This window comes from Rhizobium sp. NLR16a (assembly GCF_017948245.1).
Classification (GTDB): Bacteria; Pseudomonadota; Alphaproteobacteria; order Rhizobiales; family Rhizobiaceae; genus Rhizobium.
The window spans coordinates 3,458,800-3,483,776 of sequence record NZ_CP072865.1 but is presented as its reverse complement, the minus strand read 5'-3'; the positions used below and the strand labels follow the sequence as shown (position 1 = coordinate 3,483,776).

At 61.8% G+C, this 24,977-nt stretch carries 24 protein-coding genes; 16 read left to right on the top strand and 8 right to left on the bottom strand.

What is annotated here, in order from left to right:
- Window positions 1-368 precede the first annotated feature (368 nt).
- Together J7U39_RS16860 and J7U39_RS16855 are read left to right on the top strand one after the other, a co-directional pair.
- On the top strand, window positions 369-1,073 hold the full coding sequence (locus tag J7U39_RS16860) for a helix-turn-helix transcriptional regulator (RefSeq protein WP_210629232.1): 705 nt from the start codon (window positions 369-371) through the stop codon (window positions 1,071-1,073).
- 28 nt (window positions 1,074-1,101) lie between these two features.
- A complete protein-coding gene (locus J7U39_RS16855) occupies window positions 1,102-1,539 on the top strand; it encodes a response regulator (RefSeq protein WP_210629231.1) in 438 nt (145 codons plus the stop codon).
- Between the two features lie 136 nt (window positions 1,540-1,675).
- Here J7U39_RS16855 and J7U39_RS16850 read toward each other — a convergent pair whose 3' ends face one another.
- The 4 genes from J7U39_RS16850 to ybaL form a co-directional block, all read right to left on the bottom strand.
- On the bottom strand, window positions 1,676-2,392 hold the full coding sequence (locus J7U39_RS16850; RefSeq protein WP_210629230.1) for an ATP-binding protein: 717 nt from the start codon (window positions 2,390-2,392) through the stop codon (window positions 1,676-1,678).
- 173 nt (window positions 2,393-2,565) lie between these two features.
- Complete coding sequence (gene secD / locus J7U39_RS16845) at window positions 2,566-5,115, bottom strand: protein translocase subunit SecD (protein WP_210629229.1); 2,550 nt, start codon at window positions 5,113-5,115, stop codon at window positions 2,566-2,568.
- 85 nt (window positions 5,116-5,200) lie between these two features.
- Complete coding sequence (locus tag J7U39_RS16840; RefSeq protein WP_210629228.1) at window positions 5,201-5,578, bottom strand: hypothetical protein; 378 nt, start codon at window positions 5,576-5,578, stop codon at window positions 5,201-5,203.
- A gap of 54 nt (window positions 5,579-5,632) precedes the next feature.
- A complete protein-coding gene (ybaL, locus tag J7U39_RS16835; RefSeq protein ID WP_210629227.1) occupies window positions 5,633-7,450 on the bottom strand; it encodes a YbaL family putative K(+) efflux transporter in 1,818 nt (605 codons plus the stop codon).
- 32 nt (window positions 7,451-7,482) lie between these two features.
- Here ybaL and J7U39_RS16830 point away from each other — a divergent pair, with 32 nt between their 5' ends.
- Entirely contained in the window at window positions 7,483-7,779 is a 297-nt protein-coding gene (locus tag J7U39_RS16830; RefSeq protein ID WP_210629226.1) for a helix-turn-helix transcriptional regulator, read from the top strand.
- A gap of 16 nt (window positions 7,780-7,795) precedes the next feature.
- Here J7U39_RS16830 and J7U39_RS16825 read toward each other — a convergent pair whose 3' ends face one another.
- Entirely contained in the window at window positions 7,796-9,217 is a 1,422-nt protein-coding gene (locus J7U39_RS16825; protein WP_210629225.1) for a glycosyltransferase family 39 protein, read from the bottom strand.
- Window positions 9,218-9,858: 641 nt separating this feature from the next.
- Between J7U39_RS16825 and J7U39_RS16820 the strand changes: the two genes are divergently transcribed.
- The 13 genes from J7U39_RS16820 to J7U39_RS16760 all read left to right on the top strand — a co-directional run bounded on the left by J7U39_RS16820 (window position 9,859) and on the right by J7U39_RS16760 (window position 22,105).
- On the top strand, window positions 9,859-11,490 hold the full coding sequence (locus J7U39_RS16820) for a globin-coupled sensor protein (RefSeq protein WP_210629224.1): 1,632 nt from the start codon (window positions 9,859-9,861) through the stop codon (window positions 11,488-11,490).
- A gap of 63 nt (window positions 11,491-11,553) precedes the next feature.
- Complete coding sequence (locus tag J7U39_RS16815; protein ID WP_210629223.1) at window positions 11,554-11,850, top strand: STAS domain-containing protein; 297 nt, start codon at window positions 11,554-11,556, stop codon at window positions 11,848-11,850.
- Window positions 11,847-12,212, top strand: coding sequence for a chemotaxis response regulator CheY1 (cheY1, locus tag J7U39_RS16810; RefSeq protein ID WP_003570362.1), 366 nt, complete (start codon window positions 11,847-11,849; stop codon window positions 12,210-12,212). The genes J7U39_RS16815 and cheY1 overlap by 4 nt, the downstream gene beginning before the upstream one ends.
- A gap of 17 nt (window positions 12,213-12,229) precedes the next feature.
- Window positions 12,230-14,509, top strand: coding sequence for a chemotaxis protein CheA (locus J7U39_RS16805; RefSeq protein ID WP_210629222.1), 2,280 nt, complete (start codon window positions 12,230-12,232; stop codon window positions 14,507-14,509).
- A 3-nt stretch (window positions 14,510-14,512) separates the two neighbouring features.
- On the top strand, window positions 14,513-14,980 hold the full coding sequence (locus tag J7U39_RS16800; RefSeq protein ID WP_011424005.1) for a chemotaxis protein CheW: 468 nt from the start codon (window positions 14,513-14,515) through the stop codon (window positions 14,978-14,980).
- Entirely contained in the window at window positions 14,977-15,885 is a 909-nt protein-coding gene (gene cheR, locus J7U39_RS16795) for a protein-glutamate O-methyltransferase CheR (protein WP_020920377.1), read from the top strand. The genes J7U39_RS16800 and cheR overlap by 4 nt, the downstream gene beginning before the upstream one ends.
- Window positions 15,882-16,925 carry a chemotaxis response regulator protein-glutamate methylesterase gene (cheB, locus tag J7U39_RS16790; RefSeq protein WP_210629221.1) on the top strand — a complete coding sequence of 348 codons (1,044 nt, stop codon included), beginning with the start codon at window positions 15,882-15,884 and terminating at the stop codon, window positions 16,923-16,925. Before cheR ends, cheB begins: the two co-directional genes overlap by 4 nt.
- Window positions 16,926-17,315 carry a response regulator gene (locus J7U39_RS16785; RefSeq protein WP_004672258.1) on the top strand — a complete coding sequence of 130 codons (390 nt, stop codon included), beginning with the start codon at window positions 16,926-16,928 and terminating at the stop codon, window positions 17,313-17,315.
- Window positions 17,312-17,866, top strand: coding sequence for a chemoreceptor glutamine deamidase CheD (cheD, locus tag J7U39_RS16780; protein WP_210629220.1), 555 nt, complete (start codon window positions 17,312-17,314; stop codon window positions 17,864-17,866). The genes J7U39_RS16785 and cheD overlap by 4 nt, the downstream gene beginning before the upstream one ends.
- A 16-nt stretch (window positions 17,867-17,882) precedes the next feature.
- Window positions 17,883-18,272, top strand: a complete 390-nt coding sequence (locus tag J7U39_RS16775; protein WP_088395213.1) for a hypothetical protein — start codon at window positions 17,883-17,885, stop codon at window positions 18,270-18,272.
- A 197-nt stretch (window positions 18,273-18,469) separates the two neighbouring features.
- The gene (fliF, locus tag J7U39_RS16770) at window positions 18,470-20,161 is read left to right on the top strand and encodes a flagellar basal-body MS-ring/collar protein FliF (protein ID WP_210629219.1); all 1,692 of its coding nucleotides are present in this window, start codon (window positions 18,470-18,472) and stop codon (window positions 20,159-20,161) included.
- Window positions 20,162-20,603: 442 nt separating this feature from the next.
- On the top strand, window positions 20,604-21,350 hold the full coding sequence (locus tag J7U39_RS16765; protein ID WP_210629218.1) for a LuxR C-terminal-related transcriptional regulator: 747 nt from the start codon (window positions 20,604-20,606) through the stop codon (window positions 21,348-21,350).
- An 8-nt stretch (window positions 21,351-21,358) separates the two neighbouring features.
- On the top strand, window positions 21,359-22,105 hold the full coding sequence (locus J7U39_RS16760; protein WP_210629217.1) for a helix-turn-helix transcriptional regulator: 747 nt from the start codon (window positions 21,359-21,361) through the stop codon (window positions 22,103-22,105).
- A gap of 64 nt (window positions 22,106-22,169) precedes the next feature.
- On the opposite strand, the gene J7U39_RS16755 is transcribed toward J7U39_RS16760, so the two are convergent.
- The 3 genes from J7U39_RS16755 to fliG all read right to left on the bottom strand — a co-directional run bounded on the left by J7U39_RS16755 (window position 22,170) and on the right by fliG (window position 24,968).
- Window positions 22,170-22,610, bottom strand: coding sequence for a hypothetical protein (locus tag J7U39_RS16755; RefSeq protein WP_210629216.1), 441 nt, complete (start codon window positions 22,608-22,610; stop codon window positions 22,170-22,172).
- A 5-nt stretch (window positions 22,611-22,615) separates the two neighbouring features.
- The gene (gene flhB, locus J7U39_RS16750; protein WP_210629215.1) at window positions 22,616-23,695 is read right to left on the bottom strand and encodes a flagellar biosynthesis protein FlhB; all 1,080 of its coding nucleotides are present in this window, start codon (window positions 23,693-23,695) and stop codon (window positions 22,616-22,618) included.
- Window positions 23,696-23,927: 232 nt separating this feature from the next.
- Window positions 23,928-24,968 carry a flagellar motor switch protein FliG gene (gene fliG / locus J7U39_RS16745; protein ID WP_210629214.1) on the bottom strand — a complete coding sequence of 347 codons (1,041 nt, stop codon included), beginning with the start codon at window positions 24,966-24,968 and terminating at the stop codon, window positions 23,928-23,930.
- Window positions 24,969-24,977 lie beyond the last annotated feature (9 nt).

Here is a 24,977-nt window from a genome sequence, read left to right as displayed (position 1 = left end):
CGGAACAAAAAATAAGCGCTGAGAGAACCGATTGACCCGTGTTCGCCGCCACGAACTTCCAGCCAACCCCTTAGCTGAATGGGCCTATCGGCTCTCTCGCGCTTACGTCTGGCACTGCCTTCTCGCATTCATGGATGTTGAACGCGCGAAGATTTACGATACCCAGGTAAGAATTACTGCCCCTCAGTATATCTGCCCGTGCATCACCTGTAGTTGAGGCATTTGATGATATCCGCCTTGTATACCGAAAGTCCCCGTTTCGATATCTCTCATCAACCGTCTCGCAATTTTTGTAGCTGTTCGCGTTTAAGACGTATATCCCAAGATTTGGGGATCGGGGGCATGGCGGGAGGAGAGGAAGAGTGGGAATGAACAATGCCGCGGCAACTCCTTTTCATGCCGGACCGGAGCTGAGCCGGGCGATTAACCGCACCGATTTTTTCCGTCTGCTGAAAGCGGCGGCGCAGCATTACCACTTCGACAATTTCGCGCTTGCCCGCATTTCCGAGGCTTCGACTCCTTTCGGCGAGCGCGATATCGTCATCACCAATGTCGCCGAGCGACGGGTCGGCCTTTTCATTGCGACGTTGAGGGAGGCGCTCGGGACCGTCCGGGCAAAGAGCGCCCAGTTTTTGGCGACGCCCGTCCATGGCAGGAGCGCGCAGCCGGACACCTTTCCCTCCGATCTGCTTTTCAACGAGTTCCGCTGCGGCGTCTTCCTCTTCATTCCGCTGTTCACGCCCGAAGGGCGGCGATATTGCCTCGTGCTGAGCGGCGAGCGTGAAGAGCCGGATCAGGGTGAGATCGCCGACATGCTTCTGGATGCCATGCGCATTTTCGACAAGCTCTACGAGGAAATCCTGACGCCTGAGATGTCCGGACGGTTGACCCAGCGCGAATCGGAAATCGTCAAATGGACCAGCGAAGGCAAGACCTCGGCCGAAATCGCCATCATTCTCGGTCTGTCCGAACATACGGTCAATTCGCATATCACTGCGGCCGCGCGTAAGCTCGACGCCGTGAACCGCGTCCACATGGTGGCGATCGCCCTGAGGAATGGGTTGGTTTCGTGAAAATTGGCTTCGGGACTGGGAAAATGAAATGATCACCAAAACGGTCCGACAGAATGCCGTAAAGGTTCTCTTTGTCGATGACGAGTTCATCGAATTCCGCGCGCTCAAAAAGAAGATCGCAGATCTCTCCGAGCCGGCGGTCGAAGTCGAATATTCGCCGTCGATCGGAGACGCATTGGAAAAGGTCCGCGCGGCGCGCTTCGATCTCATCCTGCTCGACAATCGCCTTCTGCCCAATGCCGATTTCCGCGAGACGGTGCCGGAGTTGCGCGGCATCGGCTATACCGGCCCGATCGGCGTCGTCTCGACCGACATATCGGGTGGCTATTTCCAGGAATTCCCGGATTACGGCGTCGACTTCCGCATTGGCAAGGACGAAATCGACGTTCAGACGCTGCAGCACATCATCCGCGAATATGTGAACTATGATGTCCCGGATTTCTGGAAGGACGATTACAGCATTTGAGCGTGGCGCGCAAAATAGCGCGAACGTTTTGCGGTAGCGGCATGCGCAGAAAAGGACTGGAAGCACGTCCGGCGAATCTGAGATCGCAAAGCGCTTCAAGCACGGCAAACGAAGCTGAGCGATTGCAATAGGTTGCTTAGCCGGCGGGAAGGCGAACGGTGAAGCGGCTGCCGGTTTCGTCGGAATGCTCGAGACTGATATCGCCGCCAAGCGCCTTCAGAACTTCCTGCGCCGTCGTCAGGCCAAGGCCGGCGCCGGGGGCTGCCCCCGCCTTCGGCAATTTCCAGAACGGCTCGAAGATCCGTTCTCGATAAGCAGGATCGATGCCTATCCCGTTATCGGAAATCCGGACGAACCAGTTCGCCCCCTCTTGTTCCGCCGTCATCGCCACATGCGGCGGCGATGAGTTCCGATAGGTGAGTGCGTTGGACATGAGCTGCCTCAGCACCAGTCCGAACAGCGCGGGGTCGGTGCGGATGGAGGGGAGTCCCTTACTGGCGAACGTCGCGTCGCGAGCCCCCGTCTCATCGATGAGGTCGCCCCAGATTTTCTCGGCCAAGGCCTTCAGGTCGACCTTTTCGGGCGTTACCTGTGGTGTTCCACCGGCAAGGCTCATCAGTGCCTTGGTGAGGCGTTGTGCGGCTTGCGCCTTTTCCAGGATCATCTTGAGGCTCTGAAGCTGTTCGCCGTCGAGTGTCTCCTCGAGATCGTCGAGCAGCAGCTCGGCATACATGGCGATATGGCGCAGCGGCGATTGCAGGTCGTGCGAGGCGGTTGCGAGAAAGCGCTTGATGCGCTCCTCGTTATCGCCGGCAATATTGGTCTCAGGCGGTTTCGCCGGGTTGGGTGACATCTGGCGGTTTCCCGATCTCTGCTGCGGCGTCGCGCGCCTTTTTCAGCCGCGCGACGGACGCTGTAATATCTTGAATTGCTGCACAATTTTATCCTGGCAATAGGCAACAATAAAAAGAGGGCGCCGGCTCTGCAACCGGCGCCCTCTTCAAGGATACGTTAACAACCCGTTTTTCAGCTCACCGACTTGCGCGAGCGGCCCTCTTCCGGCGGGATGATTTCGGCTGCCGTATCGGTTGCCAGTGCCGCCTTGGCGTGGCGGCGGCGCCAGTCGCCGAGGAACAGCAGGATCGGTGCGGCGATGAAGATCGACGAGGCGCCGGCCACCAGAATGCCGAAGACCATCGGGATCGCAAAGCTCGAAACGGCGCTGCCGCCCCAGATCGCCATCGGCACCAGGGCGAGGAAGGCCGTCGCGTTGGTGTAAAGGCTTCGCGCCAGGGTCTCGTTGATCGACTTGTCGATGATCTCGCGCAGCGGCATCGACTTGTAGAGCCGCATGTTTTCGCGCATGCGGTCGTAGACGACGACCTTGTCGTTCACCGAATAGCCGACGAGCGTCAGGATGGCGGCAATGGCCGTGAGGTTGAAGTCGAGGCCGGTGATTGCGAAGAAGCCGATCGCCTTGGTGACGTCGAGCACCAGCGTAACGATGGCGCCGACGGCAAACGGCCATTCGAACCGCGCCCAGATATAGATGAGCATCGCGAAGCTGGCGATCACGACCGACAGGATACCGGCCGAGGCAAGCTCGCCGCTGACCTTCGGGCCGATAACGTCGGTACCTTCGACGGTAGCGCTCGGATCGATCTTGGCGACTTCGGCCTTCAGTTTGGTCACCGCAGCCGTCTGCGCCTCCTCGCCGCCTTCCTGCCGCTGCGCCCGAACGAGAATGCTGTTGTTGTCGCCAAAGGTCTGTAGCGTGATTTCGCCGAGGCCGAGACTATCAAGTCCCTCGCGGAACTTCGCAAGATCGGCCGCCTCTTTCGTCTTGACCGACATCTGGATGCCGCCGCGGAAATCGACGCCGTAGTTGAGTCCGGGATGGATGAAGAGCACGACGGAGGCAATCGAAAGCAGCGCCGAAACGGTGACGCCGAAGAAGCGCGCCTTCATGAACTGGATGTGTTTGTCATAAGGGCTGAAGGGGATCAACGGCCGGATGTTCAGTACCTTGAACCTGCGGCGGCGGGTAATCTCGATCATCGCGACGCGAACGAAGGCAACCGAGGTGAACATCGAGATGATCAGGCCGAGCGCCATGGTCACGGCAAAGCCGCGAACCGGTCCGGAACCGAACCAGAACAGGATGGCCGCAGCGATCAGGGCCGTCATATTGCCGTCGATAATGGTCGAATAGGCACGATTGAAGCCCGTGTCGATGGCGGCAAAGGCGCCCTTGCCCTTGCGGGTCTCTTCTCGAATGCGCTCGTTGATGAGGACGTTCGCGTCGACCGCAAGGCCGATGCCGAGAACGACACCGGCAATGCCGGGCAGCGTCAGCGTCGCGCCGACCAGAGTCAGGGCCGAGAAGGTCAGGATCGTGTGGATCAGCAGCGCCACATTGGCGAGGATGCCCCAGGTGCCGTAGAGAACGAAGATGAAGGCGGCAACAAGGGCGAAGCCGACGATGCCGGAATAGATGCCCATCTTGATGGCGTCAGCGCCGAGATCGGCGCCGACCGTGCGCTCTTCGATAACAGTCAGTTTGGCGGGCAGGGCGCCGGCGCGCAGCATGGCGGCAAGAGTCGTGGCGCTGTCGGCCGAGAAGTTGCCGGAGATCTGGCCGGAACCGCCGGTGATCGGCTCGCGGATGACGGGAGCGCTCAGCACCTTGTTGTCAAGGACGATGGCAAAGGGACTACCGACATTCTGGCGGGTGATCTCGGCAAAGCGGGTGGCGCCGGCACTGTCGAAGCGGAAACTGACGATGGGTTCGCGCGTGTTGGGATCGAAGCTGACGCGGGCATCCGAAAGGCGGTCGCCGGAGATTTCGACACGATCGAGCACCGGATAGGATCTGCCTTCGTCGTCCTGCAGCATGGTGACGCCGGGGCCGGGCTGGTTGTTCGGCGCCAGCATGTGGAACGACATCTTTGCCGTGGAGCCCAGAAGTTCACGCAGGCGCGACGGATCCTGCGCGCCCGGAAGCTGGACGAGCACGCGGTTGCCGCCGATGCGCTGGATGGTCGGCTCGGACACGCCGACCTGGTCGACGCGCTGGCGGATGACTTCAAGACTCTGCTGGACGGCATTGTCGACATTGGCGGAGATGCCGGCCGGCGAGAAGCCGACAGTGATGGTCGCTCCGTTTGCGGTGACATTGAGATCTGCCTGGCCGGCGCTGAGGCCGGTGCTGATCGGGTTGGCAAGCGTCTTCAGATCGGTGACAGCCGCATCGCTCTGCGCGGCATCGGCGAGCGTCACGACGATCTGGTTCTGGCTGCGCACGACGGCCTTTGGCTGGATGCCCTTTTCGCGCAGGACGCGGCGGGCGTCCTGAAGCAGCGATTGCAGCCGCTCCTTGGTCAGGTCCGCTTCGTCGACTTCCAGGACGAGGTGCGAACCGCCGCGAAGGTCGAGGCCGAGTGACACCTGCTCATGCGGCAGCCATGCCGGAATGCGCTGGAGGGTGGACTGCGGCAGGACGTTCGGCAGGGCGATGAATAAGCCGATCACGATGATCACCGTATAGGTGAACACCAGCCATGGTGAAGTACGCATGTTGTATTCCTTAGATAATCGAGGGCCGGCGCCCGGGCGCTGGCGGCATGTCGTCAATGGTCGGAAGCGCCGCTCGGCGCAGGCCTCAGGCGACGATCGGCGGTGCGCGCGCCTGATGGGTCCTGGAAACTGCCTGATGAAGCGCAGGCTCGAATGCCGCAAGAGGAGCGGCAATGTCCCAGCCGGTAAAGTCGACAGCAGGGGCGGCGGCAAGGGCCGGCGGTCCGGCGTCGTAGCCGGTCTGTTTCGGCGCAAGCTTGCGCTCGGCGACAAGCACCCCGCGCACGGCTTCGCGCGCGCTCAGTTGCTGCGGCTGGGGATCGCGGCCGGAAGAGGAAAGCGTGTTGACGGCGGTCGCCGGCTCAATGAGATTGCCGCCGAAAAGCAGGCCGATATAGGCAAGAATGGCGAAGAGGAGGGAAGCGGCGATACGGCTCGTCAGACGGTGCTGGTCCAGCTCCATCTCCTCCGTCCCGGCGATGTCACTACCGTATCGGCTCAAAAGCGCGCCAATCTCTCATTCTCTTTCCGGCGGAGCAGTGCCCGTCGGGATGATTGTATCAGGCTCCTGCCTGTCTTCATAGGAAACACTCTCATGATGCACTTGAGCGAGCCGGTCAACCATGCCAAGCGCGATTTCGCGTTCGCCCATGATGACGGTGTCGGCGCCGTATTGCTTCAGCTCGTCGACCTCGGCGTCGGAATGGGCGCGGGCGACGATGAGGATCGAGGGATTGACGCTGCGCGCCTGCTCGGCGATGCGACAGGCCTCAAAGGCGTTCGGGATGGCGATGGCGAGGCTGCGCGCAGTCGAAAGATTGGCGAGATCGAGCGTCTCCCGCGCCACCGCATTGCCCATGAAGGCTTCGATCCCTTGTGCTTTCAACTCGCCGATGCGCTTGTCGGAATCCTCGATGACGAGGAAGGGCGTGCCGGACGATTTGAGATTCTGCCCGACGATCCTGCCGACCCGGCCATAGCCGACGAGGATCGCGTGGCCGGTTAGCGTGGTCGGATGCGCGTCGTCGTTGTCAGACGCCGCCTGCTCTTGAGCGGGATCCGCAACCGCGGCGGAAGCGGGGTCGGCCACGGTTTCCTCGCGCTTTGCACCTTCGAGAAGAGGCCGCATGCGGTCGCAGAGGAAGAACAGCAGCGGATTGAGGACGATCGAGATGATGGCGCCGGCAAGGATCAGGTCGCGGCCCTCCTCCGGCAACAGCCCGAGTTCGGTGCCGAGAGCGGCGAGAATGAAGGAGAACTCGCCGATCTGACCGAGGCTTGCCGAAATCGTCAGCGCCGTGCCGGGCGGCTTCCTGAAGGCGAGCACGATCAGAAAGGCGGCGACGGACTTGCCGATGACGATGATGAAGACGGTGGCAAGGATCGGCAGCGGCCTGTCGAGCAGGATGTTCGGATCGAACAGCATGCCGACCGAGACGAAGAAGAGCACGGCAAAGGCGTCGCGCAGCGGCAGGCTTTCCTGGGCCGCGCGGTGGCTGAGCTCGCTTTCGGCCAGCACCATGCCGGCAAAGAAGGCGCCGAGCGCCAAGGACACGCCGAAGAGCTTCGCCGCGCCGAAGGCAACGCCAAGAGCGATGGCGAGCACACCGAGCCGGAAGAGCTCGCGCGAGCCGGCGTGGGCGATGCGGTGCATCGTCCAGGGAATGAGCTTGCGGCCGAAGACCAGCATCAGCGCCACGAACAGCGCCACCTTGACAAGCGTCATGGCGATTATCCCGCCGATGCCGAGATCGAGGCCGAGCAGGCTGTTCAGAGCCGCCGACAGCGGCTCGACCGGACCATGGCCGCCGCCGATGCTGGCTGCCGCCGGGATCAGCACCAGCGCCAGCACCATGGCGAGGTCTTCGACGATCAGCCAGCCGACGGCGATCCGGCCGCGCTCCGTCTCCACCAGCCGGCGCTCCTGCAGCGCCTTCAAGAGCACGACGGTAGAGGCGACCGACAGCGCCAGGCCGAAGACCAGGCTGCCGCCGGTCGGCCAGCCCATCAAGGCGCCGAGCCCCCAGCCGAGCAAAGTCGCAAAACTGATCTGCACGATGGCACCCGGCAGCGCGATGCCGCGTACCGACAGCAGGTCTTTGAGCGAGAAATGCAGCCCGACGCCGAACATCAGCAGGATGACGCCGATTTCGGCAAGCTCCGGCGCAAGGCTCTGATCCGCCACGTAGCCCGGCGTGTGCGGTCCCACCAGCACGCCGGCGATCAGATAGCCGACGAGCGGCGGCATGCGCAGCCGATGAGCAAGGGCGCCGAAGATGAAAGCCAGCACGAGGCCGCCGACGATTGTCGAAATCAAGGGCGTATCGTGCGGCATTGCTGTCTCCCGATCTGGAAATCCCGCGTAATATGACATATATGGTCTATCTCAACCAATATGGGCAACATCACACCATGGGTCAAGGCGCAAGGGAAACAATTCTCACTCCGGCTCTCTGCCGCGCGGCGCGCGGCCTGCTAGATTGGACCCAGGCCGATCTGGCCGAAAGAGCCGCCGTCTCGCGCAGCACCATCCGCGATTACGAGGGACGCCACCACGACATCCACCGCGCGACGGAGGCGCAGTTGCGCCTTGCTTTCGAAAGGGGTGGTGTCAGGTTCGTCGAGATCGAAGGGGCAGGCACCGGCCTCTGCCTGCCCAATTGAACAGGCTGAAGCCGGCTCAGGGCGCCAGGCAGCCGGCGGAGACTTTGTAGATGGAAAGCGCCTTGCCCTTGTAATAGCCCGCGGTCGGCTGCCATTTCTTCAGTACCTCCGGCGTTTCCGTGGCACAGCTAAGGGGGACGTCCGTCAGGAAAAGCACCTTGCCGGTGACGTCGGCGGGCAGCGCGAACTCCTGCTCGTAGTAGCTCTCCGGAAGTCCTGCGGGCGCCCGGGCGTAGATCCTGTAGGATGCGTCGCGCAGTGTATAAAAGAGGTCGGCGACCATATCGCGGTTGTCGGTGACGATAATGTCGGTGCCGGCCTGAGCTGCAAGGGCTCCCGCCTCGCGGCTGACCTCGGCGCGACCAAGATAGCGCTTCATCAATTCGTCGCCGTTCGGCAACAGCAATTGCTGCGGAAAGATCGTCGCCAGCGGAAAGAGCAGGCTTGCGATGCCGTTGATGGTGAGCGACAGCCTCAACCCCTTAGGCCACATCCGGTAAAGCAGCCAGACGGCAAGAATGGTCCCCGCGACATAGGCGGTCACGGCCCAGTTGGCATAGGCTTTCGCGACCGTCGCCTGCAAGGTGATCAGCACCACCACCGGCATCGACAGCCAGATCAGCATCTTTTCGCGGTCGTCGCTCCGGCCCTTGATCATGCGATAGACCGCCCAGAGCATTGCGAAAAAGATGATCGGTCCGACGACGCCGAATTGGGCGGAGAAGAATTCGAGCCCGCGCCGCAGATTGATGCCGATGTCGCTCCAATGGGCGATATCCTGCGTATGGCGCACCGTCGTATTGTCGTGTTGCAGGTTCCACCAGAGGTTTGGCAGGGCGACGACAGCCGCAACCGCGACCGCGATGATGAAGTCCCGGACGGCGATGCGCGCCGACGGAATGAGCAGGAGGGCGATCGCGCCGCCCGGTACGACGAACAGCACGGCATATTTCGTCAGGAAGGCGAGGCCGACGCCGAGGCCCATGATGAGCGCCAGTCCGACCGAGCGCCGCTGCGTCAGGCCAAAATAGGCGTGCAGAGCGATCGCGATGAAGAACAGCAGGATGACGTCGGTCGAGAAGAACACTGAAGAAAGCGCCACCCCCGGCAGCGTAATATAGGTGGCGCCCGTCCAGCCTTCGATCTCCGGCCCGACGAAACGCTTTGCCACCTTCATCAGCACCAGTGCCGCCGCCATGTGGATCAGCGGCCCGAGCAGCCTGATGAAATAGATGGCGTTGGAGCCGGAAAGCTCCGTCATTGCCCGGATCACCCAGGCGATCATCGGTGGTTTCGAATAGTAGCCGAGATCGAGATTCTGCGACCAGAACCAGTACTGCGCCTCGTCGACAAACAGGTCAGTAGCATCGAAACGCAGCGTGACGACACGCCAGAACGTGAAGCCGAGAACGATGAGGAGACCAGATCTGGGGGACATGAACCGAGTGTTCCGCTGACATGAAAGGCGCGAGTGCGATTACACCAAAGGCGCCGGACTGCCAACGGGGGATGGATCGGCTTGGAGCGGGAGAGCTTTCAGAACACCCGAAGCATGCGGATGTCGCGGCTTGCGGCAAGGAAATCGAGGCTGGCGATGGCGGCAAGTACGCCCATTGCGATCAAGCAGGAACCCAATCCGAGAACAATCATTGCTCTGTCCTTGTCGACGTCATGTCTTGGTTGTCGACCGGCCTATAACACGGAGCTTGCGTGTGCCTTGTAGCAGCCGTGCAACTCCGTGGAAGTATTTCCTGCGAACTGCCTTGAATTGCTCCAAAAGCCTGCGCCTGGAACGGCGTATTAACCTTCGGGCAAGGAATTAACCATAAACATTGGGCTACACGTCGGAATGGGAAGATGTGCTCGTTCCCAGCAGGCATGACGCCGTACCGCCGTACCGGGTCGATCCGGTATCCATCTCTTCAGACAGCTTCGAAACATAGCTGATCAGGGGCTTTTACCTGCCGGTCGTCGCCGGTGGTGAAGACCGGCTCCACGCTTGCGTTCATCGAATGCTGCAAAAGTTTTTGCCGGGCATTCGCCTGGAAAGTGGGTCGGGGACAGGCGTTGAGGCAGGACATGCCATCAGATCAGGCTCGTGGAGCGCAGGCAGGCAGCTTGCGCGACCGCCTGCGTTTTGCCGGTCTCGATGCCGATCAGTGCGAACTGGTGCGCCGTAACCGACCGGCCCTCGAAGCGCATCTGAAAGCGGGCCTGCGCGATCTCTTCCACAGGTTCCAGTCCTATCCCGACGCCGCTCGCAATTTCGAGAGCGACCGACAGGTCGATCGTCTGCATGATCTGCAGTCCTCGCATTGGGACCTGCTGACGGATGCGCGCTTCGACAGCCTCTATGCCGAGCGTGTCAAGGTCCTCGCCGACACCGAAAGCAAGATGGGCCTCGAGCCGCGCTGGCACGTGGCCGGCCATGGCGTCATGCTGGAACACGTCCTTTCCGGCCTCGCCGAAGAGATCGCCGGCCGGCCCCTGCTGCCCTCGGCCAGGCGCCGCACCCGCGAAATTTCCGATCTGATGACGGCGATCATCCGCATCGTCATGGTCGATGTGGAAATTGCCGTTTCGCTTCGCTTCAATGCGCTGCGAGCCGCCCAGAGCCGCGCGCTCGCCGATCAGCGCGCCGGAAGTGAAGCGGAGATCGGGCGGATCTTCGGTGAGGTTATCGAGGGCCTCGCCGCCCGCGACCTGACGCGGCGCGCGCCTGTCGAGGCCGACGGCGCCTATGCCGGCATCGCCGCCGCCCTGAACGGCGCCTTGGATGGCCTGCAGGCAGAATTCGCCGCCATGACCGAACGCGCTGATAAGGCCGAGACGGCGACCGCTTCGCTTGCCGCTCAGTCGCGGCAGTTCGCCGGCACTGCGTCCGGCCAGGCAGGCCGGCTGCAGCTTTCCGCCGCTGCCCTTGCCGGCATTGCCGGAAGCGTGCGCGACGGCGCCGCCGACAGCCGCGCCGCCGAACAGGCGGCCGCCTCGACGCGCGCTGCGGTCGAACAAAGCGGCGAGGTCGTCGGCCGCGCCATCAGCGCCATGGCCGACATCGAGCAGTCGGCCGAGAAGATCGGCCAGATCATCGGCGCGATCGACGAGATCGCTTTTCAGACCAATCTGCTGGCGCTGAACGCCGGCATCGAGGCGGCCCGCGCTGGCGATTCCGGCCGCGGCTTTGCCGTCGTTGCCCAGGAAGTCCGCGCGCTTGCCCAGCGCTCGGCCGACGCCGCCCGCGAGATCAAGACCCTGGTAACGACGACCAAGGCGCAGGTCGACGCCGGCGTGCAGATGGTCGGACGTACCCAGGATTCGATCGGCAGCATCGTGCGGCAGGTCACCGACATCAACGCCGCCATATCCGGCATCGCCACCAGGACCGGCGAGCATGCCGCAAGCCTCGACGGCGTGGCGGCCGACGTCAAGGGTCTCGGCGCAGAGGTGGCGGACAATGCCGGTTTGGCCGAGTGCTCCGCCGAAGGCGCCGACCACCTCCATACCGTCATTCTCGAGCTCGGCCAGACGATTCGCGAATTCCGCATCGCCCGGGAAAATGCGCACACCGGGCGTGCAGCATCGGTCCGCGCGGCGCCGTCGCGCGCGATCGAAGCGGCTGCCCGTCCTGCGGTCGAAGACGAATACGAAAATGATGATTTTGGCCTTCCGCAATCGCTCGTAAGCGTCGGAGGTGGGCGGAATGTTTACTAACCTATCGGATGATCGCCGCAGCTCATCTTTTCGGGCCGGGGACAAAGGGACAAGGACAAGCTGATGGTAGCAAAGAAGAGTGGCAAGACGCTGAATTTGACAGCGGTGCTCGATCTCAACGAGGCTTCCGCCTTGCGTGACAAGCTCCTTTCTCTCAGGGGCAGCGGTCTTTCAATCGACGCATCGGGCGTCGAGCGGATCGGGGCTCTTTGCGCTCAGGTCCTGATGTCCGCCGAGAAGACCTGGGAGCAGGACAAGCAGCCATTCACCTTCTCCAAGGTGTCCGACGCATTTCACAAAACCATGCAGCTGGTTGGCGTCAATATTGACCACCTGCTTGCCAAGGAGATTCGGCAATGAAGAAAAAAGTGCTTACCGTGGATGATTCCCGCACCATCCGAAACATGCTGCTCGTGACGCTGAACAATGCCGGTTTCGAGACGATCCAGGCGGAAGACGGCGTCGAGGGCCTTGAGGTGCTCGAAGAATCCAATCCTGACGTGATCGTGACCGACATCAATATGCCGCGCCTCGATGGCTTCGGCTTCATCGAAGGTGTGCGCCGCAACGAAAAATATCGGGCGATCCCGATCCTGGTCCTGACCACCGAGAGCGATGCGGAAAAGAAGAACCGCGCCCGCCAGGCCGGCGCCACCGGATGGATCGTCAAGCCTTTCGACCCGGCCAAGCTGATCGATGCAATTGAGCGCGTAACCGCTTAAACCCAGGATTTGCTCCTATGGATATGAACGAAATCAAAGAGATCTTTTTCCAGGAGTGCGAGGAACAGCTCGCCGAGCTGGAATCCGGTCTGCTGAAAATGAACGATGGCGATCGCGATCCGGAAACCGTCAATGCGGTGTTCCGTGCCGTGCATTCGATCAAGGGGGGTGCCGGCGCCTTCGGCCTTGATGATCTGGTTGCCTTCGCCCATGTTTTCGAGACCACTCTCGATTGCGTTCGTTCCAACAAGCTCGAGCCGACCCAGGACGTCCTGAAGGTGATGCTGAAGTCGGCCGATGTGCTCGCCGACCTGACCAATGCTGCACGCGACGGCGGCAGTGTCGATGAAAGCCGCAGCCGCGGCCTCGTCAAGGAGCTCGAGGCGCTGGCCAACGGCGAGCTGCCGTCTCCTTCGGCCGAAGCGCCTGCGCCCAAGGCCGCCGCAAAGGCGTCTCCGGCCGCTCCGGCGCCGGCCCCCAAGCCGACCGACGACAGCGGCTTCCAGCCCGTCCCCTTTTCCTTCGACGATTTCGCCGACGAGGACGGCGCAGAGACCGGCCTGCCGGCCTACGAGATCACCTTCAAGCCGCGCCACGAACTCTATTCGAAGGGTAACGACGCCACCCTGCTGCTGCGCGACCTTTCGCGCCTCGGCGAAATGACGATCTACTGCAATACGGATGAGCTGCCGGGTCTCGAAGAGCTCGATCCGGAGGCTGCCTATTTCTTCTGGAACGTCACGCTCAAGACCGACAAGGGCGAGGATGCGATCCGCGCCGTCTTCGAATTCGCCGAGTGGGATTGCGAGCTGACGGTGAAGCCGGTTGAGGAGACCAGTGGCGCCGCTTCGAGCAACGAGGAACTGCCGATGGTGCCGGTTCCCTTCGACCTCTCGATCCTGGACGAGACCGACGCAACGGAGAGCGTTTCCGCTGCACGGTCCGAAGACACGGTCGCTGCCGTTGCCGCCGCCGAAACCGCTTCCAACGTCACGCAGATGGCGGCAGCCGCCGCTCGCGTCGAGAAGAAGGAATCGGCCGCCGCGGCCGCCGCGGCCAATGCCGCCGCCCAGAACAATGCCGCCGGCGCCGGCCAGACAATCCGCGTCGATCTCGACCGCGTCGACCGTCTCATCAACCTCGTCGGCGAACTGGTCATCAACCAGGCAATGCTGTCGCAGAGCGTCATCGAGAACGACACAACAGGCACGTCCTCGATCAACATGGGTCTCGAGGAGCTGCAGCAGCTCACCCGCGAGATCCAGGACTCGGTCATGGCGATCCGCGCGCAGCCGGTCAAGCCGGTCTTCCAGCGCATGTCGCGTATCGTCCGCGAAATCGCCGATATGACCGGCAAGTCGATTCGCCTCATTACCGAAGGTGAAAATACCGAAGTCGACAAGACGGTTATCGACAAGCTGGCCGAGCCGCTGACCCACATGATCCGTAATGCCGTCGACCACGGCATCGAAACCCCGGAAAAACGCGCAGCCGCCGGCAAGAACACCGAAGGCACGGTTCGCCTCACCGCCAAGCACCGCTCAGGCCGCATCCTGATCGAGCTTGCCGACGACGGCGCCGGCATCAACCGCGAGAAGGTCCGCCAGAAAGCGATCGACAACGATCTCATCCCCGCCGACGCCAACCTGTCGGATGAGGAAATCGATAACCTGATCTTCCTGCCGGGCTTCTCGACGGCCGACAAGATCTCCGACATATCGGGCCGCGGCGTCGGCATGGACGTCGTCAAGCGCTCGATCCAGGCGCTCGGCGGCCGCATCAACATCACCTCCAAGCCGGGCCACGGCTCGGTTTTCACCATGAGCCTGCCGCTGACGCTTGCCGTTCTCGACGGCATGGTAGTCACCGTCGCCGGCCAGACGCTGGTCGTGCCGCTGACCGCGATCGTCGAAACCCTGCAGCCGGAAGCGTCCGCAATCCACTCCTTCGGCGCGAACCACCGGCTGATCTCGATCCGCAACTCGTTCTGCCCATTGGTCGATGTCGGCCGCATCCTGAACTTCCGCGCGACCCAGGCCAACCCCGTCGAGGGCGTGGCGCTGCTGGTGGAATCGGAAGGCGGTGGCCAGCGTGCCCTGATGGTCGATGCCATCCAGGGTCAGCGCCAGGTGGTTATCAAGAGCCTGGAGGCCAACTACACCCATGTGCCCGGCATCGCCGCCGCCACCATCCTTGGCGACGGCCGCGTGGCGCTCATCCTCGATGTCGACGCGGTTGTCGGCGCCTCGCGCGGCCAGTCGCTCAAAGCGGAAATGTCGTTAGCAGCGGTAGGGTAAGGAATGTCGTACGCTGTAAAAAGTCTGAACCAGGGGGATCGCGAACTGATCGCGTTCCGCATCGGAGATCAGGAATTTTGCGTGAATATCATGTCGGTTCGCGAAATCCGGGGCTGGACCCCCGCGACCGCGATGCCGCACTCGCCTGCCTATATGCTGGGGGTCATCAACCTGCGCGGCGCGGTGCTGCCGATCATCGATCTTGCCGCCCGGCTCGGCATGAAGCCGGCCGATCCCACAGCCCGTCATGTCATCATCGTCGCCCAGGTCCGTCGCAAGGTCGTCGGCCTCCTGGTCGACGCCGTCTCCGACATTCTGACCGTCACCGACGAGATCATTCAGCCGACGCCCGAAATCTCCTCCGACCTCGAGCGCCAATTTGCACGGGGCATTCTCGCCATCGACAAGCGCATGATCTGCCTGATCGAACTTGAAGCCCTCTTTTCCGAGACCGAAAGCGAAGCCGCATGAGTGCAATGGGTGCAAAAGATCAGAGGCAGGGAGCCGATGAGGTGCTGGCGAGCGGAGAATATCCGCTGACGCGCCGCGACCTTACGGAAATCGCCGCCATGATCTACTCGGATGCCGGCATCTTCCTCAACGAGACGAAGGCCTCGCTCGTTTATTCGCGTCTGTCGAAACATATCCGCAATCTTGGTCTGTCCGGCTTCCGGGAATATTGCGAACTCGTCGCTTCGCCGGCGGGGGCTGCGGCGCGCCGCGAAATGCTCTCGCATCTGACGACCAATTTCACTCGCTTCTTCCGCGAAAACCATCATTTCGAGCATCTGCGCGATCATGTTCTGCCGGAGCTTCTGCAGCGGGCGAGATCGGGCGGCAGGGTGCGCATCTGGTCGGCTGCTTCCTCCGACGGGCAGGAGCCCTATTCGATCGCGCTGACCGTGCTGTCGCTGATGCCGAACGTCGCCGATTACGACTTCAAGATCCTGGCCACTGACATCGATCCGAAAATCCTCGCCATCGCCCGGGCCGGCGCCTACGACGAGAGCGCGCTCGAAACCGTTTCACCCGCCATGCGCAAGCAATGGTTCAGCGAAGTCGAGGTGCAGGGCCGGCGCAAGTTCCAGGTCGACGACCGCGTCAAGCGGCTGATCACCTACAATGAGCTGAACCTGATGGCGCAATGGCCGTTCAAGGGCAAGTTCGACGTCATCTTCTGCCGCAACGTCGTCATCTATTTCGACGAGCCGACGCAGATGAAGATCTGGCAGCGTTTTGCCGGCCTGCTGCCGGAAGGCGGCCATCTCTATATCGGCCATTCCGAGCGCGTCTCCGGTGAGGCGAAGCACGTCTTCGACAATATCGGCATCACGACCTATCGCTACACGACCAAGGGTCTCGGGAGGAAGGCATGAGCGCTCCGGCCAGAGTTCTCGTTGTTGATGACTCGCCGACGATGCGGGGTTTGATTACCGCGGTGCTGAGCTCCGACCCGGAAGTGAGCGTCATCGGCCAGGCCGGCGACGCGCTGGAAGCGCGGGAGGCAATCAAGCGGCTGAATCCCGACGTCGTGACGCTCGACATTGAGATGCCGAACATGAACGGCCTCGATTTCCTTGAAAAGATCATGACCCTGCGGCCGATGCCGGTGATCATGGTCTCGACGATGACGCATCGCGGTGCCGAAGCGACGCTTGCGGCGCTTGAGATCGGTGCCTTCGATTGCGTCGGCAAGCCAGGTCCCGGCGAACCCAGGCCCTTCGGCGATCTCGCCGAGAAGGTCAAGGCGGCCGCGCGCACGCAGCGTCAGTTCTCCCAACCGACCGCCGCCGTCGCGCCCCCGCCCTCCGTCGCCGATTTTCGCGTCGGCCGCAAGATCGTCGCGATCGGCTCGTCGACCGGCGGCGTCGAGGCGCTGATCGCCGTGCTGCAGAAATTCCCGGCAAACTGCCCACCGACCGTCATCACTCAGCATATGCCGCCGACTTTCACCAAGAGCTTCGCCGAGCGGCTGAACCGTCTCTGCGCGCCGGTGGTGCAGGAAGCGACCGACGGCGCCCGTCTCGAGATCGGCAAGATCTATCTGGCGCCGGGCGGCGAACGTCATCTTCAGGTCAGCGGCGGCTCCGCGCCGTGCTGCCGTCTCGTCGATCGGGCGCCCGTCAACGGTCACCGCCCGTCCGTGGACGTGCTCTTTGATTCGGTCGCGGAACTCGCAGGCCGCAATGCCGTCGGCGTGATTCTGACCGGAATGGGCCGCGATGGCGCCGCCGGATTGTTGAAAATGCGCCACGCGGGCGCCAGAACGCTCGGCCAGAACGAAAAAACCTGCGTCGTTTACGGAATGCCAAGGGTTGCTCACGAACTTGGCGCCGTCGAGCAGCAGCTGCCACTGACTGCCATCGGTGAAGAAATATTGAAATTGACAGCCGCCCGAAAGGAAGGGACCGAATAAATGTCGATCGCGGAGAAAATCAAAGTTCTGATCGTCGATGATCAGGTAACGAGCCGGTTGCTGCTCAGCGACGCGCTGACCCAGCTCGGCTTCAAGCAGATCACATCCGCAGGCGACGGCGAGCAGGGCATGAAGATCATGACCGAGCAGCCGCACCACCTGGTGATCTCTGATTTCAACATGCCGAAGATGGATGGCATCGGCTTCCTTCAGGCCGTGCGCACCAACCCGAACACCAAGAAGGCGGCCTTCATCATCCTCACCGCCCAGGGCGATCGCGCGCTGGTGCAGAAAGCGGCCCAGCTCGGTGCCAACAACGTGCTCGCCAAGCCATTCACGATCGAGAAGATGAAAGCTGCTATCGAAGCCGTGTTTGGAGCTCTGAAATGATCATTGAGGGGGCAGCCCGCCGCGTGCACATCATTCAAGGCGAGTACAAGGTTCTGAGCGATCCGAATGCGGTTCTCTCGACCATTCTCGGCTCGTGCGTGGCTGCGTGCCTCAGAGATCCGGTCGCCGGTGTCGGCGGCATGAACCACTTTCTGTTGCCCGGCTCGGCGACGTCGCCGACATCAGGCGGCGATGCCACACGTTACGGCGTGCATCTGATGGAATTGCTGATCAACGGTCTCCTGAAGCAGGGCGCCCGGCGCGACCGGCTGGAGGCAAAGATCTTCGGCGGCGCCAAGACGATCTCGACTTTCTCCAACGTCGGGGAGCAGAATGCGGCCTTCGCCATGCAGTTCCTGAGGGATGAAGGCATTCCGGTGGTCGGCTCCTCCACAGGCGGAGAGCATGGGCGCAAGCTCGAATATTGGCCGGTCTCCGGTCGGGCCCGGCAATACCCTTTGACCGGCGCCGAAACGCAGAGAACCGTCGCTCTCGAGCAGCGTCCCGCCGCTCCGCAGAAGCCCGCCGAAACCAGCATCGAATTTTTTTGATGGCGAGGATTTTGATATGACATTTACTCCGGTGATGGAGCCGCCCGCGCCTGTCGAAGCGCTGAGCGACATCCTGATGCGCATCGTTTCGGAACTGCACGATGTGGCTTACCTGATCGAGCGCATCGAGCCGCAGCTTCTCGACCTCGGTGGCGCTGAAATTCTGAACTCGCCTGACGCCATGAAGGTCATGCAGGGCATCGACCTGGCCGTGCAGAAGTCACGCGGCCTTGCCGAATTCATCGACACCATCACCGGCGAAATCCCGCTCGGCTGGACGGTCGACGTCGCCACCGCGCTCAGCCTCGTCAAGCTGGCGGAGATGCAGAAGGCGCTGGGCGGCTCCACGCGCCACGGTCATTCGCAGCCGCTGAGCAAGGCCGCCGGCGACTTCGACTTCTTCTGAAGCGAACGGTTTTTCAACTCCGCTTCTCGCGCCTCGGGTCCTTTTCAAGCATGTCGTTCTCGCAAACTCGCCGCGCGACATGCTTCAGCCTTTCGCTCTCGCGCGCTCCTCACGAAACGCTCGCACAAGTTTCGCCTATTATTCGTCGGATGAGGCAATAAGCCTGCTTTGTCTTTGACGGATCGTGCGAGAACAGAATGAATCTGTTAAATCAATTAGTTCAGATTTTTAAGAACTTTGGCGCCCTGGGCCGGACACGCCTGATGATTCTGGGAGGCGTCGGCGCCGTTTCCATCGCAATCATCCTTGCGGCCGCCCTTTTCGTCAACAAACCGGCACAAGAAACGCTCTATGTCGGTCTCGACGCTCCCGATCTCAACCAGATCAGCATGGCGCTTGCCGAAGCCAACATCAATTTCCAGGTCGGCACGGACGGCTCCAGCATCACCGTTCCGGCTGGTATGACGGGCAAGGCCCGCCTGATGCTTGCCGAGCGCGGCCTGCCGAACAGCGCCAATGCCGGCTATGAACTCTTCGACAATGTCGGCTCGCTTGGGCTGACCTCCTTCATGCAGGAGGTGACGCGGGTTCGAGCGCTGGAAGGCGAAATCGCACGCACCATCCAATCGATCTCGGGCATAACGGCCGCGCGCGTCCATATCGTCATGCCCGAGGTTGGAAACTTCCGGAAGGCGGAGCAGAAACCGACCGCCTCCGTGATGATTCGCGCCAGCGCCGCCACCGGGCGCGGCGCGGCGACCTCGATCCGTCACCTCGTCGCCTCGGCCGTGCCGGGGCTTGATGTCGATGACGTCACGATTCTTGATTCTGCCGGCCAGCTTCTCGCGTCCGGCGACGAGGCGAGCAACAGCTCGCTGAACCGCTCGCTCAACATCGTCCAGAACGTTCAGCAGGAAGTCGAATCCAACATCGACAAGGCGCTGGCGCCCTTCCTCGGCACGGACAACTTCCGCTCCAGCGTCACCGCCGACCTCAACACCGATGCTCAGCAGATTCAGGAAACGGTCTACGATCCCGAATCCAAGGTCGAACGCTCCGTTCGCTCGACGAAGGAAGCCCAGCAGTCGCAGCAGAGGCAGTCCGACAACGCAACGACTGTCGAACAGAACATTCCCCAGGCGGCCCCCGATGCCGGCGGCGCAAGCGGTCCGGAATCACAGGACAAGTCGGACAAGCGCGAAGAGCAGACCAACTACGAAATCAACAGCAAGACGACGGCGACGACCCGCAACAGCTATCAGGTCGAGAAGCTTTCGATCGCCGTCGTGGTCAACAAGGGCCGCATCGCCAAGATGGTCGGCGAGCCCGTCGATCAGGCCAAGATCGACGCCTATCTCGCCGAAATGCAGAAGATTGTCGCTTCGGCAGCCGGCATCGACGCCAAGCGTGGCGATGTCGTCACCGTCACGGCGATGGACTTCCTCGAGAACCAGCTGCTGGAAGACGCCACCGGCGGTGTCCGCGTCATGGATATGCTGAGCCGCAACCTTGCCGGCATCATCAACTCGCTCGCCTTCGTGGCGGTCGCCTTCGTGGTGGTCTGGATGGGTCTGCGGCCGCTGGTACGCAGCGTCAGCGGTAACGGCGCGAGCTCGGTGCTTGGCGACGCCACGCCAGAAGCGGCCGGTCTCGAACTTCCGGACTTCGCGCCGGCGGCCGGCGCTCCTGGAGGCGCTCTCATGGACGGCTTCGGCTCCGATTTCGGCTTCGACAGCACCGAGGATCTGCTCAGCCTCGGCGACGACGACGGCAACTTCAACCGCCGCGTCAAGGAGGGCCCGGAACGCAAGCTTGCCCGCATGGTGGAGATCAACGAGGAGCGCGCCGCCAAAATTCTCAGGAAGTGGGCGATCGACGACGCAGCATAAGAAAGAGGCCGGGCAACCGGCCCTTTTCATGTCTGTATCAGGCTTTTCACTGCCGGAGCAGGATTGTTATCGGTCCTCCGCGGGGGAGCCGACAGCTCCCCGGTTTGTATTCGGCTCCGGCTGTCGAACGGGAATAGAAACGGCCGCGTGAAGGATTTGAATAATACTGTTGAAGATCACTCGCGTAAAACGCGAATGAAGTTGCGGTACAGCCAGAATCATCTTAGCCTTCCCAGTATTCTGAGGGGCGCAAGTCGTCCTCGAATCACGGCATGAGCGACAGCGAAAGTAAATCCCTAGAAGTCGGAGATGGTGATTTACACCGGCTGGCTTACCCTTAGGTGATTCGAAATGGGATTCGAGCGGGGCTTGAATTGAATCCTTCACAAAAAAATCGCTGTTGCACCGAGTTTGATCGTTCCTCAGCCGCAGGAAATTGCCAATGGATATGACGATATTTCAGGCGAGCAAAGGCGAGAGGCAAATGGCGAATTTCGCGAGCGTGGTGGCGCCGGCTCTCTTGCCGCGCGACGAGCTGATTCGGCGCCTGCACGGTGTCGCCGACACTGGGAGGTTGCAGTCCGGTCTGCGCGCGCTGACGGACTATGTGGGTGCGTCGCACTATCTTCTGGCGCGCTGTGATCTCATCCAGGAAAGCGGTCTCGATTTCATCGTTTCGTCGGACTGGCCGTTCGATCTGGTTAAGGATATCGCCAACGATCTGGTCAGCACCTATGCCCGTTCGACCGAGCTGGAAAAATGCATGCAGGTTTTCCAGCCGAACTTCGCTCTTCTGCCCGATGACGCCGATGTGCCTGATGGCGCCAGCCGCCAATATTGCTCATTGACCTTCAATGTCGGCCGCTCGCGGCTCGCCTTGATGTTCCTGTTCGGCGAAGGCTTCATCCTGTCGCCGGAGCGCCTGCGGGATGTGGGACTGCTTGCCGGCTACGTCGCGAGCTTCCTTCGCTGCGGGGGCGCAAAGGTCGACCGCGATTTCGAACTGACCGACCGCGAGCTGGAATGCCTGTTCTGGATCGCCGAGGGCAAGACCAGCGATGAGATCGCGATGATTCTCGGAATATCCCGCAATACCATCAACAATTACATCACCAGCGTGATGCGCAAGACGGCGACCAAGACCCGGTCGGAGGCCATTGCCTTCGCGGTCCGCAACAATCTCGTATAGGGGAATCCATGGCACATCCATCAAGCAGGGCGATGAACGGCGCCGATCCGCTGCGCGTGGTGCGGGTGAACAGGATTTCCAGCCGTTCGGATCTTTTTCCGCGGCTGGTCGCGATGCAGAAGCTCGCCGACGCTCAAGGCTTCGCGATCTACCGTGTCAGCGGCTCGGGATTGCCGGCAAAGCAGCGCCTAGTCTGTGAGCTCGAGAACTGGGGGCCTTCGAATACCGGTTTTGCCAAGGCCTTCACGGATGCTTATGGCGATATTCTTCTTGACCATATCGAAAAGTCGCTGCTGCCGCTTTCATGGGCCGGCGCTCACGACCGAGCGGCCCCCGGTCCGGCGGATTTCGCGCCCTTCATGACACGCCTGAAGGATGGAATTCTGCCTTTCTCCGGCCTTGCCTTCCCGGTGCGGCTCGGCGCCCTCGGCAACGGCTTCATCCTTTTCACCGGCGATGATATCGATCCTCCAAGCGACACGATCGTCGAGCTGCACGGCCGCTGCTGCCACGTGATGATGGATCTGCTCTCTCTCGACGAACGCCGCTCGGCCGCCGCCGAAGCGCTGAGCGAACGCGAAATCGCCTGTCTCCAACTCGCCGGCGATGGCCGTATCAGCGAAGAGATCGCCGAAAAACTCGGCCTGTCCGTGCACACGGTCAATGCCTATCTCGGCTCGGCGACCATCAAGCTCGATTCCGTCAACCGCATCCAGGCGATCGCCAAGGCGATCCGGCTCGGCTACATCAGCTGAACCGGTTCCTGCCGCCTTCATGAAAGGCGGCGCGAAAGCGAGGCTGGATTGTCCTGGGGGCAAATCAGCTGGCGAGCGCGCGCGGCGGTTTCACGCTGTAGCGGGACTGCTGAAGGCTCTTTTCCAGAAAGGTAGTGTTCTCGTCGGGGTCGGAGGAGGGGTCCTCGAAGGCGATGTGGTTGATTTCGATGCCGGCATGATTGTCGGCAAGGGTGAGCTGGGCGTAGACGGTGACGCCCCGCGGCTTGATTTCCAAGTCAAGAACGACTTCGGGCTTGCCGCCCCATTCCAGCGTATAGTTTCCGCCGAGGCCGAAATTGACCGTGCCCGGATGAAAGAAAAGCTCCGCCGCCGAAGCGACGAGATCGGCCAGATTGCCGTAATACTCGAAGCGCAGCAGTGAAATGAGGTCAGAGGCATCCAGAAGGCGCAGTTCGGTGGCGACGGGGCTGATCGCGTCTGCGAGGATCTTTTCACGCTGGGCAGAGTGAGGGCATTTTTTCATTCGGCTTATCTTACCCGTTTGTTCTTGGCGTCTGCGGCGTAGACCCTGTGTATGAGCTCCGCAACGGCCTTATAGAAGACTGACGGTATGACACTATCGATCGAGACTTGCGCAAACATGGAGCGCGCGAGCGGCGGATCCTCGAACACCGGGATGCCGTTCTGCTCGGCGATCTCTCTGATTTTGAGTGCAATCAGGTCCTGGCCCTTTGCCAGAACCACAGGCGCGTCGTTCTCTTCACGCGCATAGCGCAGCGCTACGGCATAGTGCGTCGGGTTAGCGATGACAAGCGTGGCGCGGTGCACGTTGGCGATCATGCGGCGGCGCGCGCGGTCGCGCATCAGCGAGCGCTGCCGGCTTTTGACAAAGGGGTCGCCCTGCGCCTGCTTGTTTTCTTCCTTCACCTCGTGGCGCGTCATCTTGAGCTCGGTGAACCAGTGATGGCGCGTCCAGAAAAGATCGGCGATCGCCACGATCGCGGTGGCGATCAGCATGACGATGATGATCTTGCGCATCGCCGTCATCATCCGCACGAGGATTGTCTGCGGATCGGAGAACATGGCGTCGATTGAGCTGAAATATTCGCTCCTGAGCACAAAAAACAGGACGACCCCGACGACGACGACCTTGAACAGCGACTTTCCGAACTCGACGAGGCCGGGCAGGCTGAAGAGCCGTGACCAGCCCTTGACCGGAGAGATGCGTGAGGCCTGAGGCCTGATGCGTTCGAGCACAGGCGTCGGCAGGTTCTGGAAGATCGAGGAGGCGATGCCGAAGACCATGAACAGGATGAGGGCGGGTGCCAGCAGCGCCGCGCTCGCCCAGCCGAGCCGGACGAAGAGCGCCAGAATATCCGGTCCCGTCTCGATTTTCCATTGGTCGGGCTGCTCGAAAATGTCGCGCAGCGTTTCGCCCATGCGGCCGACGCTATCGGGAAGGAAGAACACCAGATAGATGAAAGTGGCGAGGATGGTCGCGAAGATCGACAGCTCGCGCGAAAACGGCACATTGCCTTTCTCCGCGGCGTCGGTTTGCTTTTTCGCGGTCGGGGCTTCTGTTTTGCTGTCCTTGTCATCATCGGCCAAGTCGCGGCCCTCCGTCAAAGAAACAGGCCGCAGCGAATGCATGCCACCCCGAACAGGGCAGCGATTCTGGGATGACGAGATGCGTCAAAACAAAAACCCAAGGCGCGTCGCAGGAGCCATGTGCTCTGCGACACGCCATAGAGTGCGGCCGATCGATGAAAGGTAGTCGCCCGCGGCGCGGCGATCAACAGCGGCCTGCTTGCCGGCCGGATTTGTCAACAGTCTCAGAGGGTCAGGCGGCGGCCGAGGCCTCGCCTTCCTTCTCCTTGAGCTCGATCTGGCCTGAGTTGGCCAGGCGAATCGCTTCCTGTGCCACGGCGCGGCGCGCAATGGCGATCTCACGCGGATTGACGCCGCCCATGCCGCTCTGCAGATCCGATTCGATCATGCGGCGCTGGCGCGGACTGATGGCGGACAGAACCGATTCGCGGATCTCGGCCGGCGAGCCGCGCAAGGAGACGGTGAGCACGTCGGTCGAAATATCGTTGAGCAGCAGGACGCGGCTGCGCTGCGGCATGTACATGAGGTCCTCGAAGAGGAAGATCTTCGGCCGAACCTTGTTGACCGCCTCGCGGCTGATCGATTCGAGCGAGGTGAGCAGCGTGTCGACCTGCGGCTTGTCGAGCTCGTTCATGAGATCGGCGACCTTCGTCGAGCCGGCAGCGTTGCGCTCTGCCTCGATTTCGGCAAGCAGCGTCATCACCTGGTTCTCGATGATCTGCGCCGCCTTCGGGCTGACGGCCTTCATATTGACCGTCCGGTTCATGATGTCGGCGCGGCGGTTGTCGGGAAGCTGCAGCAGCACCTTGGCGCCGAAGGAGGAGGGCATCATCGAAAGGATGTAGGCGACGGTTTGCGGATGTTCACGCAGCAGGAACTGTGCGACGAATGCCGGCTCGGCTTCGCTGAGGCGATCCCAGATCGAGGTCTCGTAGGCCTGGAATGCCGTGCGGCGGCCGAGCAGGCTGTCCACCTCGTCGGGGGTCAGGCCTTCTTCCAGAATGGCCTCGATCGCTTTGGCATTGTCCATCAGTCCAGCGCCCTCGGTGAAGAGGTCCTCGAACTCGGAGACGAGCGACAGGAGCTCGTCCGGCGGAATGGCGCGCAGTGACTGGGCCGATGCGATAATGGTCTGCAGCTCGGCCTGAGTGAAATATTTCAACAGCCGGCCGGCGACACCCTTTCCCATGGCGAGAAGGACCGCCGCCGCCTTTTCAGCCTGGGTCAACGGTTTCCCGGCTAGCGCGCCGCCGAAATCGTCAAAGTCCATCATGGTCTAACC

Excerpts from the sequence above, each read along its gene's own strand:
- J7U39_RS16850 (WP_210629230.1), bottom strand. The coding sequence starts at position 2,392 with ATGTCACCCAACCCGGCGAAACCGCCTGAGACCAATATTGCCGGCGAT.
- J7U39_RS16855 (WP_210629231.1), top strand. The coding sequence starts at position 1,102 with ATGATCACCAAAACGGTCCGACAGAATGCCGTAAAGGTTCTCTTTGTC.
- cheY1 (WP_003570362.1), top strand. The coding sequence starts at position 11,847 with ATGAAGAAAAAAGTGCTTACCGTGGATGATTCCCGCACCATCCGAAAC.
- J7U39_RS16775 (WP_088395213.1), top strand. The coding sequence starts at position 17,883 with ATGACATTTACTCCGGTGATGGAGCCGCCCGCGCCTGTCGAAGCGCTG.
- J7U39_RS16825 (WP_210629225.1), bottom strand. The coding sequence starts at position 9,217 with ATGTCCCCCAGATCTGGTCTCCTCATCGTTCTCGGCTTCACGTTCTGG.
- J7U39_RS16800 (WP_011424005.1), top strand. The coding sequence starts at position 14,513 with ATGTCGTACGCTGTAAAAAGTCTGAACCAGGGGGATCGCGAACTGATC.
- J7U39_RS16760 (WP_210629217.1), top strand. The coding sequence starts at position 21,359 with ATGGCACATCCATCAAGCAGGGCGATGAACGGCGCCGATCCGCTGCGC.
- J7U39_RS16805 (WP_210629222.1), top strand. The coding sequence starts at position 12,230 with ATGGATATGAACGAAATCAAAGAGATCTTTTTCCAGGAGTGCGAGGAA.
- ybaL (WP_210629227.1), bottom strand. The coding sequence starts at position 7,450 with ATGCCGCACGATACGCCCTTGATTTCGACAATCGTCGGCGGCCTCGTG.
- fliF (WP_210629219.1), top strand. The coding sequence starts at position 18,470 with ATGAATCTGTTAAATCAATTAGTTCAGATTTTTAAGAACTTTGGCGCC.
- cheR (WP_020920377.1), top strand. The coding sequence starts at position 14,977 with ATGAGTGCAATGGGTGCAAAAGATCAGAGGCAGGGAGCCGATGAGGTG.
- J7U39_RS16765 (WP_210629218.1), top strand. The coding sequence starts at position 20,604 with ATGGATATGACGATATTTCAGGCGAGCAAAGGCGAGAGGCAAATGGCG.
- cheB (WP_210629221.1), top strand. The coding sequence starts at position 15,882 with ATGAGCGCTCCGGCCAGAGTTCTCGTTGTTGATGACTCGCCGACGATG.
- J7U39_RS16815 (WP_210629223.1), top strand. The coding sequence starts at position 11,554 with ATGGTAGCAAAGAAGAGTGGCAAGACGCTGAATTTGACAGCGGTGCTC.
- cheD (WP_210629220.1), top strand. The coding sequence starts at position 17,312 with ATGATCATTGAGGGGGCAGCCCGCCGCGTGCACATCATTCAAGGCGAG.
- J7U39_RS16860 (WP_210629232.1), top strand. The coding sequence starts at position 369 with ATGAACAATGCCGCGGCAACTCCTTTTCATGCCGGACCGGAGCTGAGC.
- secD (WP_210629229.1), bottom strand. The coding sequence starts at position 5,115 with ATGCGTACTTCACCATGGCTGGTGTTCACCTATACGGTGATCATCGTG.
- J7U39_RS16785 (WP_004672258.1), top strand. The coding sequence starts at position 16,926 with ATGTCGATCGCGGAGAAAATCAAAGTTCTGATCGTCGATGATCAGGTA.
- J7U39_RS16820 (WP_210629224.1), top strand. The coding sequence starts at position 9,859 with ATGCCATCAGATCAGGCTCGTGGAGCGCAGGCAGGCAGCTTGCGCGAC.
- J7U39_RS16830 (WP_210629226.1), top strand. The coding sequence starts at position 7,483 with ATGACATATATGGTCTATCTCAACCAATATGGGCAACATCACACCATG.
- J7U39_RS16840 (WP_210629228.1), bottom strand. The coding sequence starts at position 5,578 with ATGGAGCTGGACCAGCACCGTCTGACGAGCCGTATCGCCGCTTCCCTC.
- J7U39_RS16755 (WP_210629216.1), bottom strand. The coding sequence starts at position 22,610 with ATGAAAAAATGCCCTCACTCTGCCCAGCGTGAAAAGATCCTCGCAGAC.
- fliG (WP_210629214.1), bottom strand. The coding sequence starts at position 24,968 with ATGATGGACTTTGACGATTTCGGCGGCGCGCTAGCCGGGAAACCGTTG.